20 protein-coding genes and 1 pseudogene are annotated in these 24,856 nt (G+C 71.8%); 18 read left to right on the forward strand and 3 right to left on the reverse strand.

Annotated features, from left to right (window positions below; all coding sequences use genetic code 11):
- Nucleotides 1-7 precede the first annotated feature (7 nt).
- Together FJ658_RS04025 and FJ658_RS04030 are read left to right on the forward strand one after the other, a co-directional pair.
- Nucleotides 8-781 (forward strand): 1-acyl-sn-glycerol-3-phosphate acyltransferase, encoded by a 774-nt coding sequence (locus FJ658_RS04025; protein WP_141144089.1) that lies wholly within the window; start codon nucleotides 8-10, stop codon nucleotides 779-781.
- A 92-nt stretch (nucleotides 782-873) separates the two neighbouring features.
- Nucleotides 874-2,283 (forward strand): class II 3-deoxy-7-phosphoheptulonate synthase, encoded by a 1,410-nt coding sequence (locus FJ658_RS04030; protein ID WP_370454756.1) that lies wholly within the window; start codon nucleotides 874-876, stop codon nucleotides 2,281-2,283.
- A gap of 80 nt (nucleotides 2,284-2,363) precedes the next feature.
- Here FJ658_RS04030 and pknB read toward each other — a convergent pair whose 3' ends face one another.
- Entirely contained in the window at nucleotides 2,364-4,343 is a 1,980-nt protein-coding gene (gene pknB, locus FJ658_RS04035) for a Stk1 family PASTA domain-containing Ser/Thr kinase (RefSeq protein WP_141144091.1), read from the reverse strand.
- 61 nt (nucleotides 4,344-4,404) lie between these two features.
- Nucleotides 4,405-5,715, reverse strand: a complete 1,311-nt coding sequence (locus FJ658_RS04040; RefSeq protein ID WP_255447547.1) for a LysM peptidoglycan-binding domain-containing protein — start codon at nucleotides 5,713-5,715, stop codon at nucleotides 4,405-4,407.
- Between the two features lie 213 nt (nucleotides 5,716-5,928).
- Here FJ658_RS04040 and FJ658_RS04045 point away from each other — a divergent pair, with 213 nt between their 5' ends.
- Entirely contained in the window at nucleotides 5,929-6,267 is a 339-nt protein-coding gene (locus tag FJ658_RS04045) for an Rv2175c family DNA-binding protein (protein ID WP_141144092.1), read from the forward strand.
- A 14-nt stretch (nucleotides 6,268-6,281) separates the two neighbouring features.
- Here FJ658_RS04045 and FJ658_RS04050 read toward each other — a convergent pair whose 3' ends face one another.
- A complete protein-coding gene (locus FJ658_RS04050; protein ID WP_141144093.1) occupies nucleotides 6,282-7,400 on the reverse strand; it encodes a polyprenyl synthetase family protein in 1,119 nt (372 codons plus the stop codon).
- Between the two features lie 91 nt (nucleotides 7,401-7,491).
- Between FJ658_RS04050 and FJ658_RS04055 the strand changes: the two genes are divergently transcribed.
- The 15 genes and pseudogenes from FJ658_RS04055 (at nucleotide 7,492) to FJ658_RS04125 (ending at nucleotide 24,840) form a co-directional block, all read left to right on the forward strand.
- On the forward strand, nucleotides 7,492-7,854 hold the full coding sequence (locus FJ658_RS04055) for a DUF3040 domain-containing protein (RefSeq protein WP_141144094.1): 363 nt from the start codon (nucleotides 7,492-7,494) through the stop codon (nucleotides 7,852-7,854).
- A gap of 293 nt (nucleotides 7,855-8,147) precedes the next feature.
- Nucleotides 8,148-8,579 (forward strand): division/cell wall cluster transcriptional repressor MraZ, encoded by a 432-nt coding sequence (mraZ, locus tag FJ658_RS04060; RefSeq protein WP_141144095.1) that lies wholly within the window; start codon nucleotides 8,148-8,150, stop codon nucleotides 8,577-8,579.
- A 105-nt stretch (nucleotides 8,580-8,684) separates the two neighbouring features.
- A pseudogene (gene rsmH, locus FJ658_RS04065) lies at nucleotides 8,685-9,645 on the forward strand (16S rRNA (cytosine(1402)-N(4))-methyltransferase RsmH); the annotation flags it as partial.
- Complete coding sequence (locus tag FJ658_RS04070; protein ID WP_141144097.1) at nucleotides 9,641-10,306, forward strand: hypothetical protein; 666 nt, start codon at nucleotides 9,641-9,643, stop codon at nucleotides 10,304-10,306. The pseudogene rsmH and the gene FJ658_RS04070, both read left to right, overlap by 5 nt.
- A 35-nt stretch (nucleotides 10,307-10,341) precedes the next feature.
- Nucleotides 10,342-12,135 (forward strand): penicillin-binding protein 2, encoded by a 1,794-nt coding sequence (locus tag FJ658_RS04075; RefSeq protein ID WP_219995706.1) that lies wholly within the window; start codon nucleotides 10,342-10,344, stop codon nucleotides 12,133-12,135.
- A 43-nt stretch (nucleotides 12,136-12,178) separates the two neighbouring features.
- The gene (locus tag FJ658_RS04080) at nucleotides 12,179-13,726 is read left to right on the forward strand and encodes a Mur ligase family protein (RefSeq protein WP_141144098.1); all 1,548 of its coding nucleotides are present in this window, start codon (nucleotides 12,179-12,181) and stop codon (nucleotides 13,724-13,726) included.
- Nucleotides 13,723-15,162 (forward strand): UDP-N-acetylmuramoyl-tripeptide--D-alanyl-D-alanine ligase, encoded by a 1,440-nt coding sequence (gene murF, locus FJ658_RS04085; protein ID WP_141144099.1) that lies wholly within the window; start codon nucleotides 13,723-13,725, stop codon nucleotides 15,160-15,162. The genes FJ658_RS04080 and murF overlap by 4 nt, the downstream gene beginning before the upstream one ends.
- Nucleotides 15,159-16,259, forward strand: coding sequence for a phospho-N-acetylmuramoyl-pentapeptide-transferase (gene mraY / locus FJ658_RS04090; RefSeq protein ID WP_141144100.1), 1,101 nt, complete (start codon nucleotides 15,159-15,161; stop codon nucleotides 16,257-16,259). Before murF ends, mraY begins: the two co-directional genes overlap by 4 nt.
- Nucleotides 16,260-16,272: 13 nt before the next feature.
- Nucleotides 16,273-17,841: a UDP-N-acetylmuramoyl-L-alanine--D-glutamate ligase gene (murD, locus tag FJ658_RS04095; RefSeq protein WP_141144101.1), complete on the forward strand. Its 1,569-nt coding sequence runs from the start codon at nucleotides 16,273-16,275 to the stop codon at nucleotides 17,839-17,841.
- Between the two features lie 73 nt (nucleotides 17,842-17,914).
- On the forward strand, nucleotides 17,915-19,081 hold the full coding sequence (ftsW, locus tag FJ658_RS04100) for a putative lipid II flippase FtsW (RefSeq protein ID WP_255447548.1): 1,167 nt from the start codon (nucleotides 17,915-17,917) through the stop codon (nucleotides 19,079-19,081).
- The gene (locus tag FJ658_RS04105) at nucleotides 19,078-20,229 is read left to right on the forward strand and encodes a glycosyltransferase (protein WP_141144102.1); all 1,152 of its coding nucleotides are present in this window, start codon (nucleotides 19,078-19,080) and stop codon (nucleotides 20,227-20,229) included. Before ftsW ends, FJ658_RS04105 begins: the two co-directional genes overlap by 4 nt.
- A gap of 9 nt (nucleotides 20,230-20,238) precedes the next feature.
- Nucleotides 20,239-21,648 carry a UDP-N-acetylmuramate--L-alanine ligase gene (gene murC / locus FJ658_RS04110; protein ID WP_141144103.1) on the forward strand — a complete coding sequence of 470 codons (1,410 nt, stop codon included), beginning with the start codon at nucleotides 20,239-20,241 and terminating at the stop codon, nucleotides 21,646-21,648.
- A gap of 95 nt (nucleotides 21,649-21,743) precedes the next feature.
- The gene (locus tag FJ658_RS04115) at nucleotides 21,744-22,769 is read left to right on the forward strand and encodes an FtsQ-type POTRA domain-containing protein (RefSeq protein WP_219995707.1); all 1,026 of its coding nucleotides are present in this window, start codon (nucleotides 21,744-21,746) and stop codon (nucleotides 22,767-22,769) included.
- A gap of 204 nt (nucleotides 22,770-22,973) precedes the next feature.
- Nucleotides 22,974-24,152 (forward strand): cell division protein FtsZ, encoded by a 1,179-nt coding sequence (gene ftsZ / locus FJ658_RS04120; RefSeq protein WP_141144104.1) that lies wholly within the window; start codon nucleotides 22,974-22,976, stop codon nucleotides 24,150-24,152.
- A 4-nt stretch (nucleotides 24,153-24,156) separates the two neighbouring features.
- The gene (locus tag FJ658_RS04125; protein WP_141144105.1) at nucleotides 24,157-24,840 is read left to right on the forward strand and encodes a YggS family pyridoxal phosphate-dependent enzyme; all 684 of its coding nucleotides are present in this window, start codon (nucleotides 24,157-24,159) and stop codon (nucleotides 24,838-24,840) included.
- Nucleotides 24,841-24,856: the final 16 nt, after the last annotated feature.

Raw genomic sequence — 24,856 nt, forward strand, 5'->3', positions numbered from 1 at the left:
GACGCCGTTGTTCTACTGGCTTCTGAAGAACCTCATCGTCGGCCCCTTCATGTTCACGGTCTTCCGTCCCTGGACTCGCGGCCTCGACAACGTGCCCAAGTCGGGCGCCGTGATCTTCGCCAGCAACCACCTCTCCTTCGCCGACTCGGTGTTCCTGCCGATCGTGGTCGACCGGCCCATCCGCTTCCTCGCCAAGAGCGAGTACTTCACCGGGCGCGGGATCAAGGGCTGGCTGACGAAGCAGTTCTTCCTCGGCATCGGCCAGCTGCCGATCGACCGCTCGGGCGGCAAGGCCTCCGAGGCCTCGCTCAACACCGGCCTCAGCGTGCTCGCCGACGGCGGGCAGCTCGGCATCTACCCCGAGGGCACCCGCAGCCCCGACGGCAAGCTCTACCGCGGTCGCACGGGCGTGGCCCGCATGATCCTCGAGGGCCAGGTGCCGGTCATCCCGGTGGCCATGATCGACACCGAGAAGGCGATGCCGACCGGGCGCATCATCCCGAAGGTGCGGCGCATCGGCGTCGTGTTCGGCGAGCCGCTCGACTTCTCGCGCTTCGAGGGCCTCGAGGGCGACCGCTTCGTGCTGCGCTCGATCACCGACGAGATCATGTACGAGCTGTCGCGCATCAGCGGCCAGGAGTACGTGGATGTCTACGCCTCCTCGGTCAAGGAGGAGAAGACGGCGAAGAAGGCCAAGGCGGGCAAGGCCCCCGCGGTCTCCGCCGCGCGCAAGGCGGCCGAGCAGCGGGCCGCCGCGAAGAAGGCGGCAGCGGCTTCCTGACCGCCGCGCGGTCGGCGGCGCACGGGCCGCTCGGATAGGCTCGGATGCCGGTGCGACCGCACCGAATCCACCCGCTCTGCAAGGAAACCCCCTTGGTCGAAACGTCCGAACCCGTCGTGCTCGCTGATCCGCAGGTGATCGAGGGTCTGGACTATTGGCGCGAGCTGCCGATCAAGCAGCAGCCGGCCTGGCCGGACGCGCAGGCCGCGGCCGCCGCGTCGGCCGAGATCGCGTCGCTGCCTCCGCTGGTCTTCGCCGGCGAGATCGATCAGCTGCGCGACCGTCTCGCGCGGGCCGCGCGCGGCGAGGCCTTCCTGCTGCAGGGCGGCGACTGCGCCGAGACCTTCGCGGGCGCCACGGCCGAGCAGATCCGCAACCGCGTCAAGACGCTGCTGCAGATGGCCGTCGTGCTGACCTACGGCGCGAGCGTGCCGGTCGTGAAGATGGGCCGCATGGCGGGTCAGTTCGCGAAGCCGCGTTCGAGCGACGACGAGACCCGCGGCGACCTGACGCTGCCGGCCTACCGCGGCGACATCGTCAACGGCTACCCCTTCGACGCCGAGTCGCGTCAGGCCGACCCCCGCCGCCTCGTGCAGGGCTACCACACGGCCGCCTCGACGCTGAATCTGATCCGCGCCTTCACGCAGGGCGGCTTCGCCGACCTGCGCGAGGTGCACTCGTGGAACAAGGGCTTCGCCTCGAACCCCGCGAACCAGCGCTACGAGGGCCTCGCCAAGGAGATCGACCGCGCGATCCGCTTCATGCAGGCCGCCGGCGCCGACTTCGACGAGCTCAAGCGCGTGGAGTTCTACACGGGCCACGAGGGTCTGCTCATGGACTACGAGCGCCCGATGACCCGCATCGACTCGCGCAACGGCACGCCCGTCAACACGAGCGCGCACTTCCTCTGGATCGGGGAGCGCACGCGCGAGCTCGACGGCGCGCACGTCGACTACTTCTCGCGCATCCGCAACCCCATCGGCGTGAAGCTCGGGCCGTCGACGACGCCCGAGACGATGGAGGCGCTGGTCGACAAGCTCGACCCGAACCGCGAGCCGGGTCGACTGACCTTCATCACGCGCATGGGCGCGGGCAAGATCCGGGATGCGCTGCCCCCGCTGCTCGAGGCGTCGAAGTCGCTCGGCCTGCAGCCGCTGTGGGTCACCGACCCGATGCACGGCAACGGCATCACGACCCCGACCGGCTACAAGACGCGCCGCTTCGAGGAGATCGTCGACGAGGTGCGCGGCTTCTTCGAGGCGCACCGCGCCGCGGAGACGGTTCCGGGCGGCATCCACGTCGAGCTCACCGGCGACGACGTCACGGAGTGCCTGGGCGGCTCGGAGCACATCGACGAGGCGACGCTGGCGACCCGCTACGAGTCGCTGTGCGACCCGCGCCTGAACCACATGCAGTCGCTCGAGCTGTCGTTCCTGGTGGCCGAGGAGCTGGCCGCGTTCCCGTCGCCGCCGCGCGCGGATTCGGGCGTCATCAGCGCCTGACGCACCCGACTGCTGCGAAGGGCCGGATCCGCGAGGATCCGGCCCTTCGTCGTCGGGGGCGACCGCCGCGGCGGTGCGCGTCAGCCCGAGAAGTCGAGCGTGACCTTGATCGTCGAGCCCTTCGGCTGCGAGGTCCCGGCGCCGGGGTCGATCTTCGACACGGTGAACGCGCTCGGGATGACATCGGCCGGGCCGGAGTGGTTGTACTGCACCTTGAAGCCCAGATCGGTCAGGGCCTTCTTCGCCTTGTCCCAGCTCTGGCCGACGACGTCGGGCACGGTCACCGGCGGTGGTCCGTCGGAGACGAGCAGGTCGACCGTGTCGCCCACGCGCACCGGCTTGTCGGAGCCGTCGGCGTTCTTCGCGACGAGCGACACCACGTCGCCCTTCTCCACGTCCTCGCTGTAGTCCGTCGTGGTCGCGCCGACGGAGAGGCCCGCATCCTGCAGCTTCTTCGTCGCGTCGTCGACGGAGTCGCCGGCGACGTCGGGCAGCGGACCGGCCGACACGACGAGCGAGATGGGCTGCTTCTCGCCGTACTGCGCGGTCTGCCCGAGGTCGACCGTGTCGCCCTTCGCATCCACGCCGAGCGCCTGCAGCACGATCCCGCCTTCGGCGTCGGAGGAGAACTGGCGCACCGTGTCGGTGCCCTTCGTCCAGTGCGAGCTGACGACCGCGTCCGCGGCCTTCTCGTCGAGCCCGACGAGTCCGGGCAGGTCGATCATCTCGGGGCCGGTCGAGATCAGCAGCTTCACGACGCTGTCGCGGGCGACCGCGACGCCGGAGTCGGGATCGGTCGCGGCCACCTGCCCGGCCGGCACGTCGAGCGACGCCACCTGGCCCTGCTGAGGGTCGACCCGCAGGCCGGCCTCCGTGAGCTTCGCGGTCGCGTCGGCGACCGAGCTGTCGGCGACCGAGGGCACGTCGATGCGGGCTCCGGGCCCGAAGCCGAACCACCATCCGGTGCCGCCGGCGAGGGCGGCGAGCAGCACGACGACGAGGGCGATGATCCAGCCTCGACGGCTGCGCTGGCGGCTGACCGTGGTGAGCGCCACCGTGCTGTCGCTCACCTCGGGGGCGGACGCGGTCTGCTGCCGCGTGGCTGCGGTGGGCACCCCGCCGATGACCTGGGTCTCCGCATCCCGGGCCACACCGAGCGGGCCGGGCAGCACGAGCGTCTTCTGCACGGCGGTCGCGCCGGCCGCGGGCAGGGCCGTCTGCAGCATCGACTCGGTGTCCTGCACCTGCTCGAGCAGGGCCCGGGCGTCGCGCGGGCGCTCCTCGGGATCGCGCGCGGTGGCCCAGAGCACGAGCTCGTCGAGCTCGGCCGGCACCTTGGGGTTCGCGCTCGACGGCGTGGGCACCGAGTCGTTGGCGTGCTGGTAGGCGATCGCCATGGGCTGCTCGCCCTTGAACGGCTGCTCGCCCGTGAGCATCTCGTACATCATGATCCCGACGGCGTAGACGTCGCTGCGGGTGTCGGCGACGCCGCGCGTCACGAGCTCGGGGGAGAGGTAGGCGATCGTGCCGAGCAGGGCGGCGCCCGTGGCGGTGTTCGCGCTCGCGGCGCGGGCCAGGCCGAAGTCGCCGATCTTGATGCGGCCGTCGTCGGCCAGCAGCACGTTCTCGGGCTTGAGGTCGCGGTGCACGATGCCGGCCTTGTGCGCGGCGGCGAGGCCCGAGAGCACGGCCTCGGTGATGTCGATCGTCTGCTCGGAGGTGAGGGCGCCGTAGTCGTGCAGCAGGTCGCGCAGCGTGATGCCCGGCAGGTACTCCATGACCAGGTAGGCCGACTCCTCGTCCTGCCCCTGATCGAAGACGTTGACGACGTTGGGGTGCGCGAGTCGCGCCGCCGAGCGGGCCTCCTGGATGAAGCGCTGCTTGAACTGGTTGTCGTCGGCCAGGTGGCCGTGCATGATCTTGATCGCGACGCGGCGCTCGAGGCGCAGATCGGTCGCGAGGTAGACGGTCGCCATGCCACCGCGGGCGATGCGCGAGCGCACCTGATACCGGCCGTCGATCAGCCGGCCGATCATCGGATCGGAGGTGCTCACACTCACACCCCGAGTGTAGGCGGGGCCATCCTGAACGCTCCCGTGCAACACGGCCCGAGCATCCGGATCAGCCGAGCTGCGCCAGCCAGGCGGTCGCGCTCTTCTCCCACTTGGCGTACGCGGTCGGGTACGCGGAGATCTGCACGGCCTGGGCGGCCTGGGTCAGCGACATCGACTGCCAGCCCGGGATGTCGAGCAGGCCGCGCGTGATGCCGGCGTTCGGGTTCTTCGCGCCGCCGTAGAACAGGCGGGCGGCGTAGGCGGCGTCGAGCAGCTTCTCCTTGGCGCCCCAGTGCTGGCTGGGGCGCTGCTGGAACAGGCCGACCGAGTCGCGGTCGCCGTAGGCGATGTTGCGCAGGCTCGACTCCTGCATGGCCGCGGCCAGCGCGATGACGATGCCGCGGTCGGAGACGCCGAGCTCGCGCCCGACCTGGATGATGATGCGGGCGTTCGCGGCCATCTCGCTCGTCAGCGGGGTGACGGTCGTGCCGTCCTGGGCGACGACGGGCGAGGTGACGGCCGGGATCGTCAGGGTGCGGCCCGCGAAGATCACGGCGGAGGCGCCGAGGCCGTTGGCGTCGATCACGGCCTGGGTGCTCACGCCGAAGGCCTTCGCGATCGACGAGACGGTGTCTCCGGTCTTGATCGTGTAGCTGCGGCTGGCGGGAGCGGCGACGGGCGGCGTCGACACGGGGTCGGCGGGGGTGACCGCGGCGGCGGTCCTGATGTCGCTCGCGCCGGGGATGGCGAGGGTCTGGCCCGGATAGATGATGCTGGTCCAGCTGAGGCCGTTGGCGCTGAGCACGGCCTGCGTCGTGGTTCCGAAGCGCGCGGCGATCGCCCCGACGGTGTCGCCGCTGCGGATCGTGTAGCGGTTCGACGCGGCAGCGGGGGCGGGTGCCGCGGTCGTGGCGGTGCTGGCGGTCGCGCCGCTGATCTTGAGCGTCTGACCGGGGAAGATGAGCGACTTCCAGCCGAGGCCGTTCGCGGCGAGCAGGCCCGCGGTCGACACGCCGAAGCGCTGCGCGATCGAGGAGACCGTGTCGCCGGCGACGACCTTGTAGTTCGCGGGGGCGGCGGCCGCGGGGGTGACGGAGGCGGGCGCGACGGTCGGGACGACCGGGGAGGCCTTGGGGGCCGGCGCGGGGATGACGGCGTTTTTGGGCTTCACGGCCTTCTTGGGCGTGGCGTGCGCGGCCGGGACCGTGCCGGTGAGGCTCATCGACACGGTGAGCGCGCTGGCGACGACGAGCGGCACCGTCATGCGGGTGGCGCGCGACCAGGCGCCGGTGTCGGCGGCGGCGCGGCGCTGTGCCGTCGCGCGCAGCGCGGCGAGCAGCGATCCCGTCGCCGGTCGCGTCTCGAGCTCTTCGGTCATGGTTCCCACCCCGTTCCCGCCCGAAGGCGGTGGCCGTGCCTCGTGGCGCGCCGAGCGCGCATCGACTCAAGCTGTCACAGAAGTCACACAGTGTCAATCAGAGTGGATGCTGTGGCTCATGTTGTTCGTGTGACTCGCGTTCGCGCAGTCCGACGCGCGGCGGCGTGCGGCAGCGGGGCGTCGAGCGCCGCGGGCGTGGTGCACAGTTAAGGAGTGAGCACCCCGATCGACACCGACTGGCTGACCGTCCCCGACCTCGTCGACATCCTGGGCATCCCCCAGGGGCGCGTGCGCCGCCTGTTCGAAGAGCGGGCGCTGCTGGCGGTGCGCCGTGACGGCGTGCTGAAGGTGCCCGCGCTGTTCGTGCGCGACGGGCAGCCGCTCAGCGAGCTGAAGGGCACCGTCATCCTGCTCGGCGACCTCGGATTCGCGGACGACGAGGCCGTCGACTGGATGCTGAGCCCCGAGGACAGCCTCGGCGTCGCGCCGATCGAGGCGCTGCTCGCGGGCCGCAAGGCCGAGGTGCGCCGCGTCGCGCAGGCGCTCGGCTAGGACCCGGCGGCGGCTCAGGCCTCGCGTCGCGTGACCGCGTCGGCGAGCCGGAGCAGCTCGCCGCGCGCCGAGCGCGTGAGCGGAGCCGCGTCGAGGGCCGACGTCGCGCGCTCGACCTCGCGGCCGATGACGCCCTCGAGCCGGTCGACGGCGCCGCTCTGCCGGATCGTCGACTGCAGCATCCGGATCTGGTCGGCGTCGAGCTCGGGATCGCCCAGCAGCTCGTCGAGCAGGTTGCGCGCCGACGAGGAGAGGCTCTCGCGCGCGAGCGCGATGAGCACGGTGCGCTTGCCCTCGCGCAGGTCGTCGCCCGCCGGCTTGCCGGTGACCTCGGGATCGCCGAAGACCCCGAGCAGGTCGTCGCGCAGCTGGAAGGCGATGCCGAGCGGCACGCCGAAGCCGCGCAGGGCGCCCAGCTGGTCGGCGTCGGCGCCGGCGATCGACGCGCCGATCACGAGCGGCGCCTCGACGCTGTACTTCGCCGACTTGTAGAGCACGACGCGCTGGGCGCGGCGCAGCTGCTCGTCGTCGGCGTGCGCATGCCACGACGCCTCCTCGAGGATGTCGAGGTACTGCCCGGCGGTCACCTCGGTGCGCATGACGGCGAACTCGTCGCGCGTCGCGCGCGCGGCGTCGGGCGCGACGTCGCGCAGGCCGTCGTCGAGCAGCTCGTCGCTCCAGCCGAGCAGCAGGTCGCCGAGCAGCAGCGCTCCCGACATGCCGTAGCGCGCGGGATCCCCGCGCAGGCCGCGCTCGCGGTGCAGCGCCTCGAGGCGGCGGTGCACCGACGGGAGGCCCCGGCGCAGGTCGGAGTTGTCCATGATGTCGTCGTGCACGAGCGCGGCGGCGTGGAAGATCTCGAGCGCGGCCGCGGCCGCCGTGATGGGGGCGAGGTCGGGGCCGTCCTCGGCCTCGGGCAGCAGATCGGCTTCGCGGCCGCGCCCGGCGACCCCCTGCCAGCCCCAGTAGCAGAACAGTGCGCGGAAGCGCTTGCCGCCCCCGAGCAGGTCGCGCCCGACGACGGTCAGATCGTCGAGATCGGGCGAGATGCGACCGAGGGCGGCGCCGCGATCGGCGAGCAGATCGTCGAGTCGGTTCTGCACGAGATCGACGAACCGCAAACTCCCAGCCACTCGCCTAGCCTACCGGGGGCGACGAGCCTAGAATGAGGCTCCGACACGCACACCGGCGAGCCGGTTGTGGGCCCGACGAAAGGCAGCCGAGATGCCACTGTCCGAGCAGGAGCAGCGCCTCCTCGACGAGATGGAGCGCAACCTCTACCAGAACGACGCCGATTTCGTGGCGACGGTCGGCTCGGGTCGCGCTCGGCCCAGCGTCACCGTGATCGCCCTCGGCGTGCTGGCGGCGGTCGTCGGTCTGGGCCTCCTGATCGTGGGCGTGGCGATGCACCAGCCGCTCATCGGAGCCCTCGGCTTCGTGCTGATGTTCGGCGGGGCCCTGTTCGCGATCTCGCCGCCGAAGCGCTTCCGCGGCGCCCCGGCGCCCAAGCCGGCCCGCGAGGGCGGTCTGCTGCACGATCTCGGCGAGCGCTTCGAGCACCGCCGTGACGGCGAGCGCGACAGCTAGGCGCGCCGCCACCGAGAGCCTCCACTCTCCTCCCGCTTCGGGGTCGACCTTCGGGTCGGCCCCTTTTTTCGTGCCCGCATACCGGGCATCCGTCGCCTCTCGGGTCGGTGCTGGCTGGGTGTTCGCCTGATTTCGCGAAATCCCCTCCACATCCCACCACCCCGGGATACCCCTGAATTCACTGGTCTGCGCCTCGAATAGGGGGAGTGTCGAGCGCAGAAGAGCCTTCTTGGAGGAGATTTGTGGAGTAAAGTGGAGGAACTCGGAGCAGGCCGGCGCGAGAGGGGGACGACATGCTGCTCGGCACGTTCGCACCCAAGCTCGACGACAAGGGGCGCCTGATCCTGCCCGCGAAGTTCTGGGACGAGTTCTCGGGCGGCGTCGTGCTGACCCGCGGCCAGGAGCGCGCCGTCTTCCTCTACAGCCAGCGCGAGTTCGAGAACGTGCACGAGCAGATGCGCCAGGCCTCGACCGCGAGCAAGAAGACCCGCGACTTCCTGCGCCTCTTCCTCTCCGGCGCGAGCCAGGAGATCCCCGACAAGCAGCGGCGCATCACCATCCCGCCCCTGCTGCGCGACTACGCCGGCCTCGGCCGCGATCTGACCGTCATCGGCGCGGGCTCCCGCGCCGAGATCTGGAGCACCCCCGCGTGGGAGGCCTACACGGCCGCCACCGAGGCCGCCTTCTCCGACACCGACGAGGAGGTGATCCCCGGGCTGTTCTAGTGCTCCTCGGGCTCGACCCTCAGCCGCGCCACCCTGCCCCACTTCCCCGGGGGCAGGTCCGGCCGCGGATGGGGATCCGGCCCGAGGATCGCCGCCCGAGATCTCATGGCTCACGACACCATCCACGTCCCGGTGATGCTCGAGCGCTGCGTCGAGCTGCTGGCCCCCGCCCTCGAGCACGACGGCGCGGTTCTCGTCGACGCGACGCTCGGCCTCGGCGGACACGCCGAGGCCTTCCTCGAGCGCTTCCCGAAGCTGCACCTCGTCGGCCTCGACCGCGACACCTCCGCGCAGGCGCTGGCGGGGGAGCGGCTGGCCCGCTTCGCGAACCGCCTCGACCTGGTGCACACCGAGTACCACCACCTGCGCGACGCCCTCGACTCGCTCGGCATCGACGAGGTCTCCGGCTTCCTGTTCGACCTCGGCGTCTCGTCGATGCAGCTCGACCGGGCCGAGCGCGGCTTCGCCTACTCGCAGGATGCGCCGCTCGACATGCGCATGGACTCGACCGCCGAGCTGACGGCCGAGAAGGTGCTCGCCGAGTACGACGAGCGCGAGCTGCGCCGCATCTTCCAGCAGTACGGCGAGGAGAAGCTCGCCTCCCGCTACGCCCGCCGCATCGTCGAGAGCCGGCAGCAGCATCCGCTGACCACCTCGGCCCAGCTGGTGCAGCTGCTCATCGACGCGACGCCCGCCGCGGTGCAGCGCGAGCGCAGCGGGCACCCGGCGAAGCGCGTCTTCCAGGCGCTGCGCATCGAGGTCAACGGCGAGCTCGACGGCGTCGAGCAGGCCATCCCGGCGGCGCTCGACGCGCTCGAGCCCGACGGACGCATCGTCGTGCTCGCCTACCACTCGCTCGAAGACCGGATCGTCAAGCGCGAGTTCACCGCCCGCACCACCTCGACCGCCCCGCGCGGCCTGCCGGTGGAGCTGCCCGAGCACCGCCCGCAGTTCCGGCTGCTGGTGCGCGGCGCCGAGCAGGCGAGCGAGCAGGAGAAGAACGAGAACCCGCGCGCCGCCTCGGTGCGACTGCGCGCGGCCCAGCGGAACGCGGAGACGGCATGAGCAACCTGGCCACGGCGGTCGCCCGCCCGATCGCGCGCGCCCGCCGGCACGAGGAGGAGCGCCCGCACCTCGAGATCGCGGCGTCGCGCGCCCAGCGTCGCGCACGTCCCCGTGTGGTCTACGCCCTCGCGGTCATCGCCGGCATCGGCGTCATCCTGGTCGCCCAGCTGCTCATGAGCATCGTGACCGCCGACGGCGCCTACCAGATCTCCGCGCTGCAGACGAAGCAGAAGAACCTCGCCCAGGAGCGCAAGGCCCTGAACGAGAAGCTCGAGGTGCTCGGCTCGACGCAGAACCTGACGCAGAACGCCGAGGCGCTCGGCATGGTCGCGAGCGGCAATCCGGTGTTCCTGGATGTCAGCACCGGCCGGGTGAGCGGCACCGCGACCGCCGACGGCGGCAGCCTCGTCGGCGGCACCGGCAACCTCATCGGCAACTCGCTGCTGACCGGCTCGACGAAGGTCGACCCCGCGGCCCTCGCCGCCGCGCGAGCCGCCGCCGACGCCGCGGCCGCCGCCCAGGACACCGAGGACCCGACGGCCGGCTTCGACGGCGGCACGACCACGGGCGGCGACGGCACCGGCGCGGCGACCGGCTCGACCACCGGCGGCGACGTACCGTCCGGAGCGGGGAACACGATCCCCTCGCCGACCACCCACTGAACGACCGAACCGCCCGCACCACAGCAGGGAGCCTCGTGCGCACCAGCAACAGCCGTAGCACCCGCCGCCGTCTCGTCGTCGCCACGCTCGTGATCTTCGCGATCGTCGCCGTGTTCGCCGTGCGGCTGGTCGACTTCCAGGTCGTGCGCGCCGCCGAGCTGAACAAGGCCGCCGCGAGCAAGCAGACCGGCGTCACCAAGCTCTGGGGCACGCGCGGCTCGATCGTCGACGCGAACGGCGTGGTGCTGGCCGACAGCGTCGAGCGCTGGGACATCACGGCGTCGCCGAAGGACGTCGTCGTCGACGGCTTCACCCGCTACTCGAAAGACGACGACGGCAAGACCGTCTCCGAGCACGTGAGCGTGCTGGATGCGCTCGGCGAGATCGCGAAGATCACCGGCGACGACGCGACGACGCTCTATCAGCGGCTGAGCGAGGACCCGACCTCGAACTTCACCTACCTTGTCAAGGGCGTGAAGCTCGAGGTCTTCAACAAGGTGAAGGCGCTCGACATCCCGTGGGTGTTCGACGAGCCGCATCCGGCGCGCACGTACCCGAACGGCGCCGTGGCCGGCAACCTGGTCGGCTTCCTCGGCACCGACGGCGCGCTCGCCGGGCTGGAGAAGCAGTACGACACCTCCTGCCTGACGGGCATCGACGGCACGCAGACCTATGAGATGAGCCGCGACGGCGTGCGGATGCCCGGCAGCACCGTCACGACCAAGGAGTCGCAGGACGGCGGCACGCTCAAGCTGACCATCGACTCCGACCTGCAGTACTTCGCCCAGCAGACCATCGCGGCGCAGGCGCAGGCGATCGGCGCGCAGTGGGCGACGGCCGCGGTCGTGCGCGTGAAGGACGGTCACCTCCTCGCCGCCGCCGACTACCCGAGCATCGACCCCAACGACCTGAACTCGGTGCCCGCCGAGTCGAGCGGATCGCGGTTCTTCACGGCGCCCTACGAGCCCGGATCGATCATGAAGCCGGCGACCGTGGCATCCCTCATCGACGCGGGCGTGCTGCAGATCACCGACAAGTACACGGTTCCCGGCTGGTACACGAACGGCCTGCCGGCCGGCTCGAAGATCGGCGACGCCTTTGCGCACGGCGACATGCGCTGGACCGTGGCGGGCATCATCGAGAACTCCAGCAACGTGGGCATCTCGATGATCAGCGAGAAGCTGAGCCTGCAGAAGCGCACCGACTACCTCAAGGCCTTCGGCTTCGGCACGAAGACCGGCGTCGGCTTCCTCGGCGAGGAGTCGGGCACCGTGCAGGACCCGAACGGGCTGGATGCGATCTCGAACAAGGCTCAGCAGTTCGGCCAGGCGATCAGCGTCACCTCGGCCCAGATGGCCAGCCTCTACCAGACCATCGCCAACAATGGCGTGCGCGTGCCGCTGACGCTCGTCGAGGGCTGCCAGCACGCCGACGGCACCGTCACCGAGGTGCCCGATGCGACGCCGACCCGCGTCGTGAGCGACTACGCCGCGCAGCAGACCATGCTCGCGATGGAGACCGTCGCCAGCAAGGGCGCCATCTCGAAGACCGTGTCGATCCCCGGCTACCGCATCGCGGCGAAGACCGGAACCGCCCAGGTGGGCGGTGCGGACGGCAAGTACGGCAGCGACCGCATCGTGTCGGTCGCCGGGGCCCTCAAGGTCGACGACCCCGAGTACGCGGTTATCGTCACCTTCGGTCTGCCGACTAAGATCAAGAACTCCGCCGCGGCCGCCCCCGCCTTCGCCGCGATCATGAAGCAGGTCATCAAGACCTACCGGGTGCAGCCGTCCACCACGGCGACGCCGGACACGCCCACCGAGTGGTGAGCGCGGGTCCGGGCGGAGTTCCATCGGAAGGAAAGCAGGAAGCGTGAGTTCTCGGATCCCTCCGGTTCTCCGACCCGAGCATCCCGCGTCCCGGCCGCTCGCGCGGCTGGTCGACGAGTTCGACCTCGACCTGCGCGGCTCGGCCGACGGCGTCGAGGTCACCGGGATCACGCTCAACTCGACCGAGGTGCGCCCCGGCGACCTCTACGTCGGGCTGCGCGGTGCGAAGGCGCACGGAGCGAGCTACGCCGCGGATGCCGCGGCCGCGGGAGCCGTCGCGCTCGTCACGGACGGCGAGGGGGCCGAGCTGGCCGCCGAGTCGGGCCTGCCGACGGTCGTGGTCGAGAACCCGCGCGAGGCGCTCGGCGAGCTGTCGAACTGGGTCTACCGCACGCGTGAGAACCCGCCGCTGATCTTCGGCACCACCGGCACGAACGGCAAGACCTCGACCTCGTACATCCTCGAGGGCATCCTGAAGCAGCTCGGGCTGGTCACCGGCCTCAGCTCGACGGCCGAGCGCCACATCGGCGACCTCAGCGTCGTGAGCCGCCTCACCACGCCCGAGGCGAGCGAGATGCACGCCCTGCTGGCGCGGATGCGCGAGGCCGGCGTGCGCGCGGTCGCTCTCGAGGTGAGCGCGCAGGCCCTCACCTGGAACCGCGTCGACGGCATCGTCTTCGACGTGGTCGCGTTCACGAACCTCAGCCACGACCACCTCGACGACTACGCCGACATGGAGGAGTACTTCCGCGCGAAGCTGCCCCTCTTCGACCCCGACCGCGCCAAGCGCGGCGTGGTCTCGCTCGACACGACGTGGGGCTCGCGCGTGGTCGAGGCGTCGCGCATCCCGGTCACGACGATCACGGCGCTGCCCGACGTCGACGCCGAGTGGCGCATCGAGATCACCGAGGAGAGCGCCGAGCGGACCGGGTTCCGGCTGACCGGCCCCGAGGGCCGCGCGCTCGAGACCTCGGTGCCGCTGATCGGCTGGCACATGGCCGCGAACGCGGGTCTCGCCATCGTCATGCTGGTCGAGGCGGGCTTCGAGCTCGAGGCGATCGGCCAGGCGCTGGATGCCGACGGCGGCATCCGCGCCTACCTGCCGGGCCGCACCGAGCGGGTCTCGGGCGACCGCGGGCCGAGCGTCTACGTCGACTTCGGCCACAGCCCCGACGCCTTCGAGAACACCCTCGCCGCCGTGCGGCGGTTCACGACCGGCCGCACGATCATGGTGTTCGGCGCCGACGGCGACCGCGACAAGACCAAGCGGCACGAGATGGGGCGCGTTGCGGCCGAGGGCAGCGACATCCTCGTCATCACCGACCACCACCCGCGCTTCGAGGATCCGGCGTCGATCCGGGCGACCCTGCTCGAGGGCGCGGCCCTGGCCGAGCACCAGCCCGAGCAGACGATCGAGGTCAGCCCGCCCGAGGCGGCCATCCGCGCGGCGGTCGAGCTGGCGCGCGAGGGCGACTCGATCCTCTGGGCCGGCCCCGGCCACCAGGACTACCGCGACATCCGCGGCGTGCGCACCGAGTACTCGGCGCGCGACGAGGCCCGCGAGGCCCTGCGCGAGGCGGGCTGGGCGTGATCGCGCTGACCCTGGCCGAGATCGAGCGGATCCTCGGCGGACGACTCGTGGCGCCCCACGGCGCCGCGACGGATGCGGCGCTCGGCGAGACCGTCGTCGACGGCGCCGTCGAGACCGATTCGCGCCTCGTCGGCCCCGGCTCCGTGTTCTTCGCCCTGCCGGGCGAGGTCACCGACGGCCACCGCTTCGCCGCCGGCGCCGTCGAGTCGGGTGCCGCGCTCGTCGTGACCGAGCGGGAGCTCGAGCTCGCGGCCCCGCAGATCGTCGTCGACGACGGCGTCATCGCCCTCGCCGACCTGGCCCGCGAGGTCGTCGCCCGCGTGCGCGCGCACGGCCGCCTGAAGGTCGTCGGCATCACAGGCTCGAACGGCAAGACCACGACCAAGAACCTCCTGCGCGCCGTGTTCAGCGCGCAGGGGCCCACGGTCGCGCCGCCCGGATCGTTCAACAACCACGTCGGCGCCCCGATCTCGATGCTGCGCGTCGACGACGCGACCGAGCACCTCATCGTCGAGATGGGCGCCTCGGGCGTCGGCGAGATCGCCCGCCTGGTCGGCATCGTCGTGCCCGACGTCTCGGTCGTGCTCAAGGTCGGCCTCGCCCACGCCGGCGAGTTCGGCGGAATCGAGCAGACCCAGCGCGCCAAGTCGGAGATCGTCACCCAGCTGCCCGCTACGGCGACGGCGGTGCTCAACGCCGACGACGGGCGCGTCATGGCCATGCGCGACGTCACCGCCGCTCGCATCGTGACCTTCGGCCTGGGGGATGCCGACCTGCGCGCCGAGGACGTCGCCCTGCGCCCCGATGGCACGGCCTTCACCCTGGTCGACGGAGACGCGCGCACGCCCGTCGTGCTGCGCATCCTGGGTGAGCACCACGTCTACAACGCGCTGGCCGCACTGGCTGTCGCCCGTGAGCTGGGCGTGCCGATCGCCGAGGCGATCGCGGCGATCGAGTCGGTGCCGCGCGCGGAGCGCTGGCGCATGGAGCTGCTCGAACCCGGCGACGGCGTGAGCGTCATCAACGACGCCTACAACGCCAGCCCCGACTCGACGGCCGCCGCGCTCAAGACCCTCGCTCAGCTCGCCGCCGCCGAGGGGCGGCGCTCGATCGCCGTGCTCGGCGAGATGGCCGAGCTGGGGGAGTTCGCCGACGAGGAGCACGACCGCATCGGACGCCTCGCGGTGCGACTCGACATCCGCCAGCTGGTGGTCGTCGGCCAGGGAGCCCGGCACATCCACAACGCCGCCGGCCTCGAGGGCTCGTGGGACGGGGAGTCGATCCTCGTCGACGACGTCGACGCCGCCTACGATGTGGTCCGTGGGCTGCTTCGACCGGGTGACGTGGTGCTGGTGAAGTCGTCGAAGTCGGCGGGCCTGCGCTTCCTCGGCGACCGCCTCGGCGGCCTCGACGCGAACGGGGAGGCCTCCGCATGATCGCCCTGCTCGTCGCCGGTGGATTCGCCATGCTGTTCACGCTGTTCGGCACCCCGCTCTTCATCAAGCTGTTCCGCAAGGTCGGCTGGGGTCAGTTCATCCGCGACGACGGCCCGCAGAGCCACCACACGAAGAAGGGCACGCCCACCATGGGCGGCATCGTCTTCGTGATCGGGTCGGGCCTCGGCTACCTCGTCGGCCACCTCGTCGCGCGCGAGCCGCTCACGCTCGTCGGCGTCATGGTCTACCTGCTGATGTTCGGCCTGGGTCTCGTCGGGTTCATCGACGACTTCCTCAAGACGCGCAAGCAGCGCAGCCTGGGCCTCGGCGGCTGGGCCAAGATCGCCGGCCAGGTCATCGTCGGAACCGCGTTCGCGGTCATCGCGCTCGTGTTCCCGAAAGACGAGCACGGTCTCACCGCCGCCTCGACGCAGCTGTCGTTCATCCGCGACATCGACTGGCTCGACCTCGCCGTGTTCGGCACGGTCGGCGCCGTGATCGCCTTCGTCATCTGGACGAACGTGATCGTGGTGAGCGCCTCGAACGGCGTCAACGTCGCCGACGGCCTCGACGGCCTCGCGACCGGTGCCGCCATCCTGTCGCTGTCGGCCTACCTGCTGATCGGCTTCTGGCAGTTCAACCAGTGGTGCTTCAACCCGAACGTCGACGACACGGTGCTCTACAAGTGCTACGAGGTGCGGGATCCGCTCGACCTCGCGGTCGTCGCCGCCGCGATCGTCGGCGCGCTGATCGGTTTCCTGTGGTGGAACACCTCGCCCGCGCAGATCTTCATGGGCGACACCGGCTCGCTCGGCCTCGGCGGCGCGATCGCCGGCCTCGCGATCCTCAGCCGCACCGAGATGCTGCTCGTGCTGATCGGCGGCCTGTTCGTGATCGTCACCGGGTCGGTCGTCGTGCAGCGCGCGTACTTCAAGATCACCCGCGGCAAGCGCATCTTCCTGATGTCGCCGCTGCACCATCATTTCGAGCTGAAGGGATGGGCGGAGGTCACGGTCGTCGTGCGCTTCTGGATCATCGCCGGGCTCTTCGTCGGCGCCGGCGTGGGCCTGTTCTACCTCGAGTGGGTCAGCCGATGACCCCGCGCCTGCGATGACCCGCGACCTGGCGGCGCTCACCAGCTGGCACGCCGACTGGTCGGGGCTCAAGGTCGCCGTGCTCGGTCTCGGCGTCACGGGCTTCTCGGTCGCCGACACGCTCGTCGAGCTCGGCGCGGAGGTCGTCGTCGCGGCCGCCTCGGGGTCCGACGAGCACAAGCAGCTGCTCGACGTGATCGGCGCCCGCTTCATCCCCGCCCCCGACGATCGCGCCGTGCCGACGGCGCTCGAGGACTTCGAGCCCGAGCTGCTCGTCGTGTCGCCCGGGTACCCGCCGTCGCATCCGCTGCTCGCCTGGGCGGAGCGCCACGGCATCCCGATGTGGGGCGACATCGAGCTCGCCTGGCGCGTGCGCGACAAGGTTCGCGCGGCCGAGTGGATCGCGATCACCGGCACGAACGGCAAGACCACCACGACCGAGCTGACCGCGACGATGCTCGTCGCGGGCGGCGTGAAGGCCGCGCCGGCGGGCAACATCGGCATCCCGGTGCTGGATGCGGTGCGCGACCCCGAGGGCTTCGACGTGCTCGTCGTCGAGCTCTCGAGCCACCAGCTGCACTGGTTCGGCCGCAACGAGGGCGGCGAGATCGCCCCGCTCGCGAGCGTCTGCCTCAACCTCGCCGACGACCACCTGATCTGGCACGGCTCGGCCGAGGCCTATCGGGACGCGAAGGCCAAGGTCTACGAGCGCACCGCCGTCGCCTGCGTCTACAACCTGGCCGACATCGCGACGCGCGAGATGGTCGAGGACGCGGAGGTGCAGGACGGCGCCCGCGCGATCGGCTTCGGCCTGGGCATCCCCGGTCCCTCCGACCTCGGGATCGTCGAGGGCGTGCTCGTCGACCGCGCGTTCCTCGAGGAGCGCCGCACGAGCGCGCTCGAGCTCGCGACCCTCGACGACCTGCGCGACTCGGGTCTCGCGTCGCCGCACATGGCGCAGAACGTGCTCGCCGCGGCGGCGCTCGCGCGCGCCGCCGGGGTCACGCCCGCGGCCGTGCGCGACGGCATCCGCTCCTTCCGCCTCTCGCCGCACCGCACCGAGCAGGTGCTCGAGCAGGGCGGCGTGGTCTGGGTCGACGACTCGAAGGCCACGAACGCGCACGCGGCGAACAGCTCGCTGAGCGCCTTCGGCTCGGTCGTCTGGATCGTCGGCGGCCTGCTCAAGGGCGTCGACATCGCGCCGCTCGTCGAGAAGCACGCGCCGCGTCTGCGCGGAGCGGTCGTGATCGGCGTCGACCGCGCGGCCGTGCTCGACGCGTTCGCGCGACACGCGCCCGGCGTGCCCCTGGTCGAGGTCGACGAGCCGCAGACTGACTCCGTGATGCCCGCCGCGGTGAGCGCGGCGGCGACGCTGGCGCAGGCCGGCGACGTCGTCCTGCTGGCCCCGTCCGGAGCATCCCAGGACCAGTTCAGCGACTACGCCGATCGGGGTCGCCGCTTCGCGGAGGCCGCGCGCGGCCACGGCCGGCGGAACGACGACGAGATCGGGATCGAGCCACGAGAAGGAGGCGACCGTGACGACGATGCGGGAGCCGACCCGTCCGGGGCGACCGACACGCTCTGACCGCGCGCGCGGATCCGAGCCCTCCGCGCCGCAGGGCGACGGGGGCGGGTCGAGCGGAGGGCGCCGCGCCCGCGTGGCCGTGCGCCGCATCTTCGCCGCCGAGACGCCCGAGTACTTCGTGCTGCTGGGCACGACGCTGTTCCTGGTGATCTTCGGGCTCGTCATGGTGCTGTCGTCGTCGTCGGTCGAGTCGTTCTCGAACACCGACGACTTCTTCGCCCGCTTCGCCCGCCAAGCGCTGTTCGCGTCGATCGGCGTGCCGATCATGCTCATGCTCGCCCGGCTGCAGCCGAGCTTCTATCGCCGCTGGGCGTGGGCCGCGGTCATCGCGGGCGTCGTGCTGCAGCTGCTCGTCTTCGTTCCCGGTCTCGGCACCGAGCAGGGCTACAACAACAACTGGATCCGCATCGGCGGCCTGACGTTCCAGCCCTCGGAGTTCGTCAAGCTCGCGCTTGTGATCTGGCTCGCGGTCGTGCTCTCGCGCAAGAAGGACCTGCTGCACGACTGGAAGCACGTCGCTCTGCCGATCGGTCCGGTCGCCCTGGTGTCGATCGGCCTCGTCATGCTCGGCAAAGACCTCGGCACGGTCATGATCCTCGTCGGCATCGTGTTCGGCGCCCTGTTCTTCGCCGGCGTGAAGCTGCGGTTCATGATCATCCCGGCGGTCGTGTTCGGCCTGTTCGCCGTGCTCATGGTCAAGGCGAACGACTCCCGTTCAGGCCGCTTCGAGGCCTGGCTCAACGGCTGCTCGAACCCGGCCGACTACGAGCTCAACTGCTGGCAGACCATCCACGGCTGGTGGGCTCTGGCGGGCGGTGGGCTGTTCGGCCGCGGACTCGGCAACTCGACCGCCAAGTGGTCGTGGCTGCCGGCCGCCGACAACGACTTCATCTTCGCCGTGATCGGCGAGGAGCTCGGCCTGGTCGGCGCGATCCTGCTGCTGCTGGTCTTCGTCGGCCTCGCGATCTGCTTCGTGCGCGTGATGCGCATGCAGACCGAGATGTTCCCCCGCGTCGCGGTCGGCGCGGCGATGGTGTGGATCATCGGCCAGGCCCTCGTGAACATCGCGGTCGTGCTGGGGGTGCTGCCCGTGCTGGGCGTGCCCTTGCCGTTCGTCTCCTCGGGCGGCTCGGCGCTCGTGACCAACCTCGCCGCGGTCGGCGTGGCGCTGTCGTTCGCCCGTGTGCGTCCGTCGCGGGTCGAGCCCGGCCTCGTGGATGCGCGAGACTCGCTTCAGTGAGCACCTATCTCTTCGCCGGCGGGGGCACCGCCGGTCACGTCAACCCCCTGCTCGCGACGGCCGATCGGCTGCGCGAGCGCGAGCCCGAGGCCGAGATCCTCGTGCTCGGCACGGCCGAGGGGCTCGAGGCGCGGCTCGTGCCGGAGCGCGGCTACGAGCTGCTGACGATCCCGAAGCTGCCGTTCCCGCGGCGGCCGAACGCGGCGGCGCTGCGGTTCCCCGGCGCCCTCAAGGGAACGATCGATCAGATCCGTGGGATCCTGCGTGATCGCCACGTGGATGTCGTGTTCGGCGTGGGCGGCTACGCGGCCGCGCCGGCGTACCTCGCGGCGCGCGCCGAGAAGGTGCCGCTCGCGATCCACGAGGCGAACGCGAAGCCGGGCATGGCGAACGTGCTGGGCGCGCGGCTGACGCCGTTCGTCGGCGTGCTGTTCCCGTCGACGCGGCTGCCGCACGCCCGCACGGTGGGTCTGCCGCTGCGCCGCGAGGTCGAGCAGGTCGATCTGACGACGGCCCGCGCCGCCGCGCGCGAGCTCTGGGGCCTCGACGCCACCCGCCCCACCCTCCTCGTGACGGGCGGCTCGCTCGGCGCGATGCGCATCAACGAGACCGTCTCGACCTCGATCGCGGCGATCCTCGGCACGGGCTGGCAGGTGCTGCACATCACGGGCGCGCGCGCCCCGGTCGCGGATCCGGGCCTCGCGGGCTACCGCATCCTCGAGTACTGCGACCGCATGGAGCTCGCGCTCGCCCACGCCGACCTGGCCGTGTCGCGCGCCGGCGGCAGCACGCTGGCCGAGATCGCCGCCCTCGGCATCCCGAGCGTGCTCGTGCCCTACGCGGTCGGCAACGGCGAGCAGGCGCTCAACGCGCGCGACCTGGTCGACGCGGGCGGTGCGGTGCTCGTCGCCGACGCCGAGTTCACCCCCGAGTGGGTGGATGCGCGTCTGCTGCCGCTGCTCGACGACCGCGCGCGCGTGGCCGAGATGGCGGCGCGCGCCGCCGCGCAGGGCGTGCGCGATGGCGCCGACCGGATGGTCGATCTGCTCATCGAGGCGCGGGACTCGCGACCCGCGGCGACGACGCCGACCGCCGCGCCGGCCCCGGGTGCGGTGTCGGGCCCGGTGGCGGACGACCCCGCCGAGTAGCCTGAGTCCATGCCCGTCAAGCCCGACCTCACGATCGACGTGCCCGCCGAGCTGGGCCGGGTGCACTTCATCGGCATCGGCGGCTCGGGCATGAGCGGCATCGCGCACATGATGCTCGACGCCGGGCTCGAGGTCAGCGGATCCGACCGCGACGAGACCCCCTACCTGCAGCGCCTGCGCGATCGCGGGGCCCGCATCCACGTCGGCCACGCGGCCGAGAACCTGGGCGACGCCGACACGATCGTGTTCACGAGCGCGATCTGGCCCGAGAACCCCGAGTACGTGCTGGCGCAGCAGAAGGGCCTCGTGCAGCTGCATCGCTCGCAGGCGCTGCACTGGCTCTCGCGCGAGCGCCGCGTCGTGTCGGTCGCGGGAGCCCACGGCAAGAGCACGACGACCGGCATGATCGTCACCCTCCTGCGCGAGACGCGGCAGGACCCGAGCTTCGTGAACGGCGCCGTCATCCAGTCGCTGAAGACCAGCTCGGCCAGCGGCGAGGGCGAGCTGTTCGTGCTCGAGGCCGACGAGTCCGACGGCTCGTTCCTGCTGTACTCGACGGCCGCGGCGGTCATCACGAACGTCGACCCCGTGCACCTCGACCACTACGGCTCGCGTGAGGGCTACCTCGACGCCTTCCGCACCTTCGCCGCGCAGGCCCGCGAGGTCATCGTCGCGGGGGAGGGCGCCGAGCTGGATGCGGTGCTCGCCGACGTGGCCGACGGCCGGTCCGACGGCCCGCGCGTCGTGCGCGTCGGCGAGAGCGCGGATGCCGACTACCGCGTGACCGACATCGTCGCGGCCCAGCACGTCGAGTTCACGATCACGCACGACGGCGCCGCGCACCCGGCGCGGATCGACGTGGCGGGCCGGCACAACGCGCTCAACGCGGCCGTCGCGGTCGCGACGCTCGTCGAGCTGGGGCAGCCGATCGGCCCGGCGATCGCAGCGCTCACGGCGTTCGGAGGCACCAAGCGCCGCTTCGAGTTCAAGGGCGAGGTGCGCGGCGTCACGGTCTACGACGACTACGCGCACGAGCCGGCCGAGGCCGCGGCGGCGGTCGCCGGGGCGCGCAGCGTGGTCGGCGAGGGCCGCGTGATCGCGATCCACCAGCCGCACCTCTACTCGCGCACGCAGATGTTCTCGGGCGAGTTCGCGAAGGCCTACGAGCGGAACGCCGACTACACGATCGTGCTCGGCGTCGACGGCGCCCGGGAGGACCCGATCCCGGGCGTGAGCGGTCAGCTCGTCGTCGACGGCTTCGACGACAAGAGCAAGGTGGCGCTGATCGAGGACTGGGCGCAGGCCGCCGAGCACCTGGCCGGCATCGCCCGCGAGGGCGACCTGGTCATGACGCTGTCGTGCGGCACCGTCTACCAGCTCGTTCCGCAGCTGCTCGAGGCGCTCGAGCGCCGCGCCTGAGGTCCACCGCGACACGCCCGGAAGCGCCCGAGCGGTGCGCCCGGCGGCCGTGTCGCTGAGCCGGTCGGGCGCGGGTTCGTGACTACCCTGAGCGAGTGAAGCGGCCGGAGGGCTTCGATCGCCCGAGCGGCGCGGAGCAGAGCGAGCGCGCGGCGCGCGAGCCGCGACCGCCGCGCTTCCGCCTCTCGCCGTCGCGCAAGCCCGCCGGAACTCCGAAGGCCGAGAACCCGTCGCCGGCCGCGTCGACCCGTCCGTCGGCGCCCCCGCGGCCCGCTGCGCCCACGGAGCGACCCGAGCGCCCGCAGCGGCCCCCGCGCCCTGCGCCCGATCCCGGTGCCGCCCGCGAACGGGTCGCGAAGGCCGACGTCCGCGCCGCCGCCCGCGCCCGCCGTCGCGAGGAGAAGCGCGAGATCCGCCGCTTCACCCGGCGTGCGCGCCACCGTCGCATCGTGCTCACCGCCGTCAGCGCCGTCGTGCTGGCGATGATCGGCATCGTCGTGGCCGCCGTCTTCTCGCCGTTGCTCGCGCTCAAGACGATCACGGTCGACGGCACCTCGCGCCTCGACGCGACCCAGCTGCGCGACGCGGTCGACGATCAGATGGGCACGCCGCTCGCGCTGCTCGATGAGGGCCGCATCCAGCGCCAGCTCGGCTCGTTCTCGCTGATCCGCAGCTACTCGACGACGATCGTGCCGCCGCACACGCTGCAGATCCACATCGTCGAGCGCGTGCCGGTCGGCGTGCTGCAGAAGGGCCAGACCTTCGAGCTCGTCGACCCCGCCGGCGTGACGGTCGAGAAGAGCGATGCGCGCCCCGCGGGTGCGCCGCTCATCCAGCTCGCCCGCGCCGACGGGGTGAAGAGCGAGGCGTTCCAGTCGATCACCGCCGTGCTGCTGGCGATGCCCGAGGCGCAGCGCGCGCAGGTCGACACGGTCACGGCGCGCACCCGCGACGACGTCACGCTGACGCTCGTCGGCGGCGCGCAGACCGTCGTCTGGGGCAGCGCGACCGACTCGGCGCGCAAGGCCCAGGTGCTGCAGGCGCTGCTCGGCGTCAACGGGGGAGCGGGCGGGACCTACGACGTCTCGGCACCTGGCAGCGCGGTCTTCCGCGCGGGCTGAGCGCGCGCATCCGGGGTCGTGATCGCGTTCGCGAACGCGAGCCGAACTCCACGACCGGGATGCGCCGGATCGACTTCGCGCGACACGCCAGAACCCTGCGGCTCCCGGTCATCTGCGCCGCATACCGTGACCACTGAGATTCGACAGATGAGGAAAGCTTAAGCTTCAAGCTGAGGTTTAAGGTTTCGCTCGAAGGGGCCGGCCGTGACTTCCAACCAGAACTACCTCGCCGTGATCAAGGTCGTCGGCATCGGCGGAGGCGGCGTCAACGCCGTCAACCGCATGATCGAGCTCGGACTCCGCGGAGTCGAGTTCATCGCGATCAACACCGACGCGCAGGCGCTGCTCATGAGCGACGCCGACGTCAAGCTCGACGTCGGCCGCGAGCTGACCCGCGGGCTCGGCGCCGGAGCCGACCCCGAGGTCGGCCGTCGCGCGGCCGAAGACCACGCGGAGGAGATCGAGGAGGCCCTGGCCGGCGCCGACATGGTCTTCGTCACCGCGGGCGAGGGCGGCGGCACCGGCACCGGCGGCGCGCCCGTCGTGGCGCGCATCGCCAAGTCGATCGGCGCCCTCACGATCGGCGTCGTCACCAAGCCCTTCGGCTTCGAGGGCAAGCGCCGCCAGGCCCAGGCGGAGCAGGGCGTCGCCACGCTCAAGGACGAGGTCGACACCCTCATCGTCGTCCCCAACGACCGGCTGCTCGAGATCAGCGACCGCGGCATCTCGATGCTCGAGGCCTTCAGCACCGCCGACCAGGTGCTGCTCGCGGGCGTGCAGGGCATCACCGACCTCATCACGACCCCGGGTCTCATCAACCTCGACTTCGCTGACGTCAAGAGCGTCATGCAGGGCGCCGGCTCCGCCCTCATGGGCATCGGCGCCAGCCGCGGCGCCGACCGTGCCATCAAGGCCGCCGAGCTCGCGGTCGCGAGCCCGCTGCTCGAGGCCTCGATCGACGGCGCACACGGCGTGCTGCTGTCGATCCAGGGCGGGTCGAACCTCGGCATCTTCGAGATCAACGACGCGGCCCGCCTCGTGCAGGAGGCCGTGCACCCCGAGGCCAACATCATCTTCGGCGCCGTCATCGACGACACGCTCGGCGACGAGGTGCGTGTCACGGTCATCGCGGCCGGCTTCGACGGCGGCGAGCCCGCCCCGCGTGCCTTCGACCGCGAGGACGCCGCAGCCGCGCTGGCCGGCACCCCCGCATCCAGTGCCGCGGCCCCGACCACCGCCGAGCGTCTCGCGAGCGCGCCCGCCCCGGCGCCCGAATCGGCCAACAACTGGGCCTCGTCGACGGCCGAGCCGCCGGCCGCGGCCCCGGCCGACCGCGACTTCGACGACGACGACGAGATCGACGTCCCCGACTTCCTCAAGTAGTCCGGTGAGCGAGCTCGCCGAGCGGCTGGCCGCGACCGACGCCCGCATCGCCGACGCGGCGCGGGCTGCCGGTCGCGACCCGGCCGAGCTCACGCGCATCGTCGTCACGAAGTTTCACCCGGCGTCGCTCGTGCGCGAGCTCGCCGGGCTCGGCGTGCGCGACGTGGGGGAGAGCCGTCATCAGGAGGCCGGCCCGAAGGCCGCCGAGCTCGCCGACCTCGATCTCGTCTGGCACTTCGTCGGGCAGCTGCAGAGCAAGAAGGCGCGCCAGGTGCGCGACTACGCCCACGTCATCCACTCGCTCGACCGGGCGTCGGTCGTGGATGCGCTGGCCGCCGTTCCGGGATCCGCGGGCCCCCTCGTCGACGGCTTCCTGCAGGTCGACCTGAGCGGCGAGCCGGGTCGCGGCGGCGTCGCTCCGGCCGACGTCGCGCAGCTGGCCGAGCGCATCCTGCACGGCGGCGGGGTCCGCCTCGTCGGGGTCATGGCCGTCGCGCCGCTCGGCGAGGAGCCGCGGCCCGCCTTCGCGCGGCTGCGCGAGGTCTCCGAGCGCCTGCAGACCCTCGCCCCCGACGCCCGCGCCATCTCGGCCGGCATGTCCGGCGACTACGCCGAGGCGATCCTCGAAGGCGCGACACACCTTCGCATCGGCACGGCAATCACGGGCAAACGGCCCGACCGCGGTTAATGTCGAGACCGAACCA

It is taken from the genome of Schumannella sp. 10F1B-5-1 (assembly GCF_006517535.1).
Taxonomy (GTDB): Bacteria; Actinomycetota; Actinomycetes; order Actinomycetales; family Microbacteriaceae; genus Schumannella.

Coding starts and splice junctions, on each gene's coding strand:
- FJ658_RS04040 (WP_255447547.1), bottom strand. CDS start 5,715: ATGACCGAAGAGCTCGAGACGCGACCGGCGACGGGATCGCTGCTCGCC.
- FJ658_RS04055 (WP_141144094.1), top strand. CDS start 7,492: ATGCCACTGTCCGAGCAGGAGCAGCGCCTCCTCGACGAGATGGAGCGC.
- mraZ (WP_141144095.1), top strand. CDS start 8,148: ATGCTGCTCGGCACGTTCGCACCCAAGCTCGACGACAAGGGGCGCCTG.
- FJ658_RS04070 (WP_141144097.1), top strand. CDS start 9,641: ATGAGCAACCTGGCCACGGCGGTCGCCCGCCCGATCGCGCGCGCCCGC.
- mraY (WP_141144100.1), top strand. CDS start 15,159: ATGATCGCCCTGCTCGTCGCCGGTGGATTCGCCATGCTGTTCACGCTG.
- murD (WP_141144101.1), top strand. CDS start 16,273: ATGACCCGCGACCTGGCGGCGCTCACCAGCTGGCACGCCGACTGGTCG.
- murC (WP_141144103.1), top strand. CDS start 20,239: ATGCCCGTCAAGCCCGACCTCACGATCGACGTGCCCGCCGAGCTGGGC.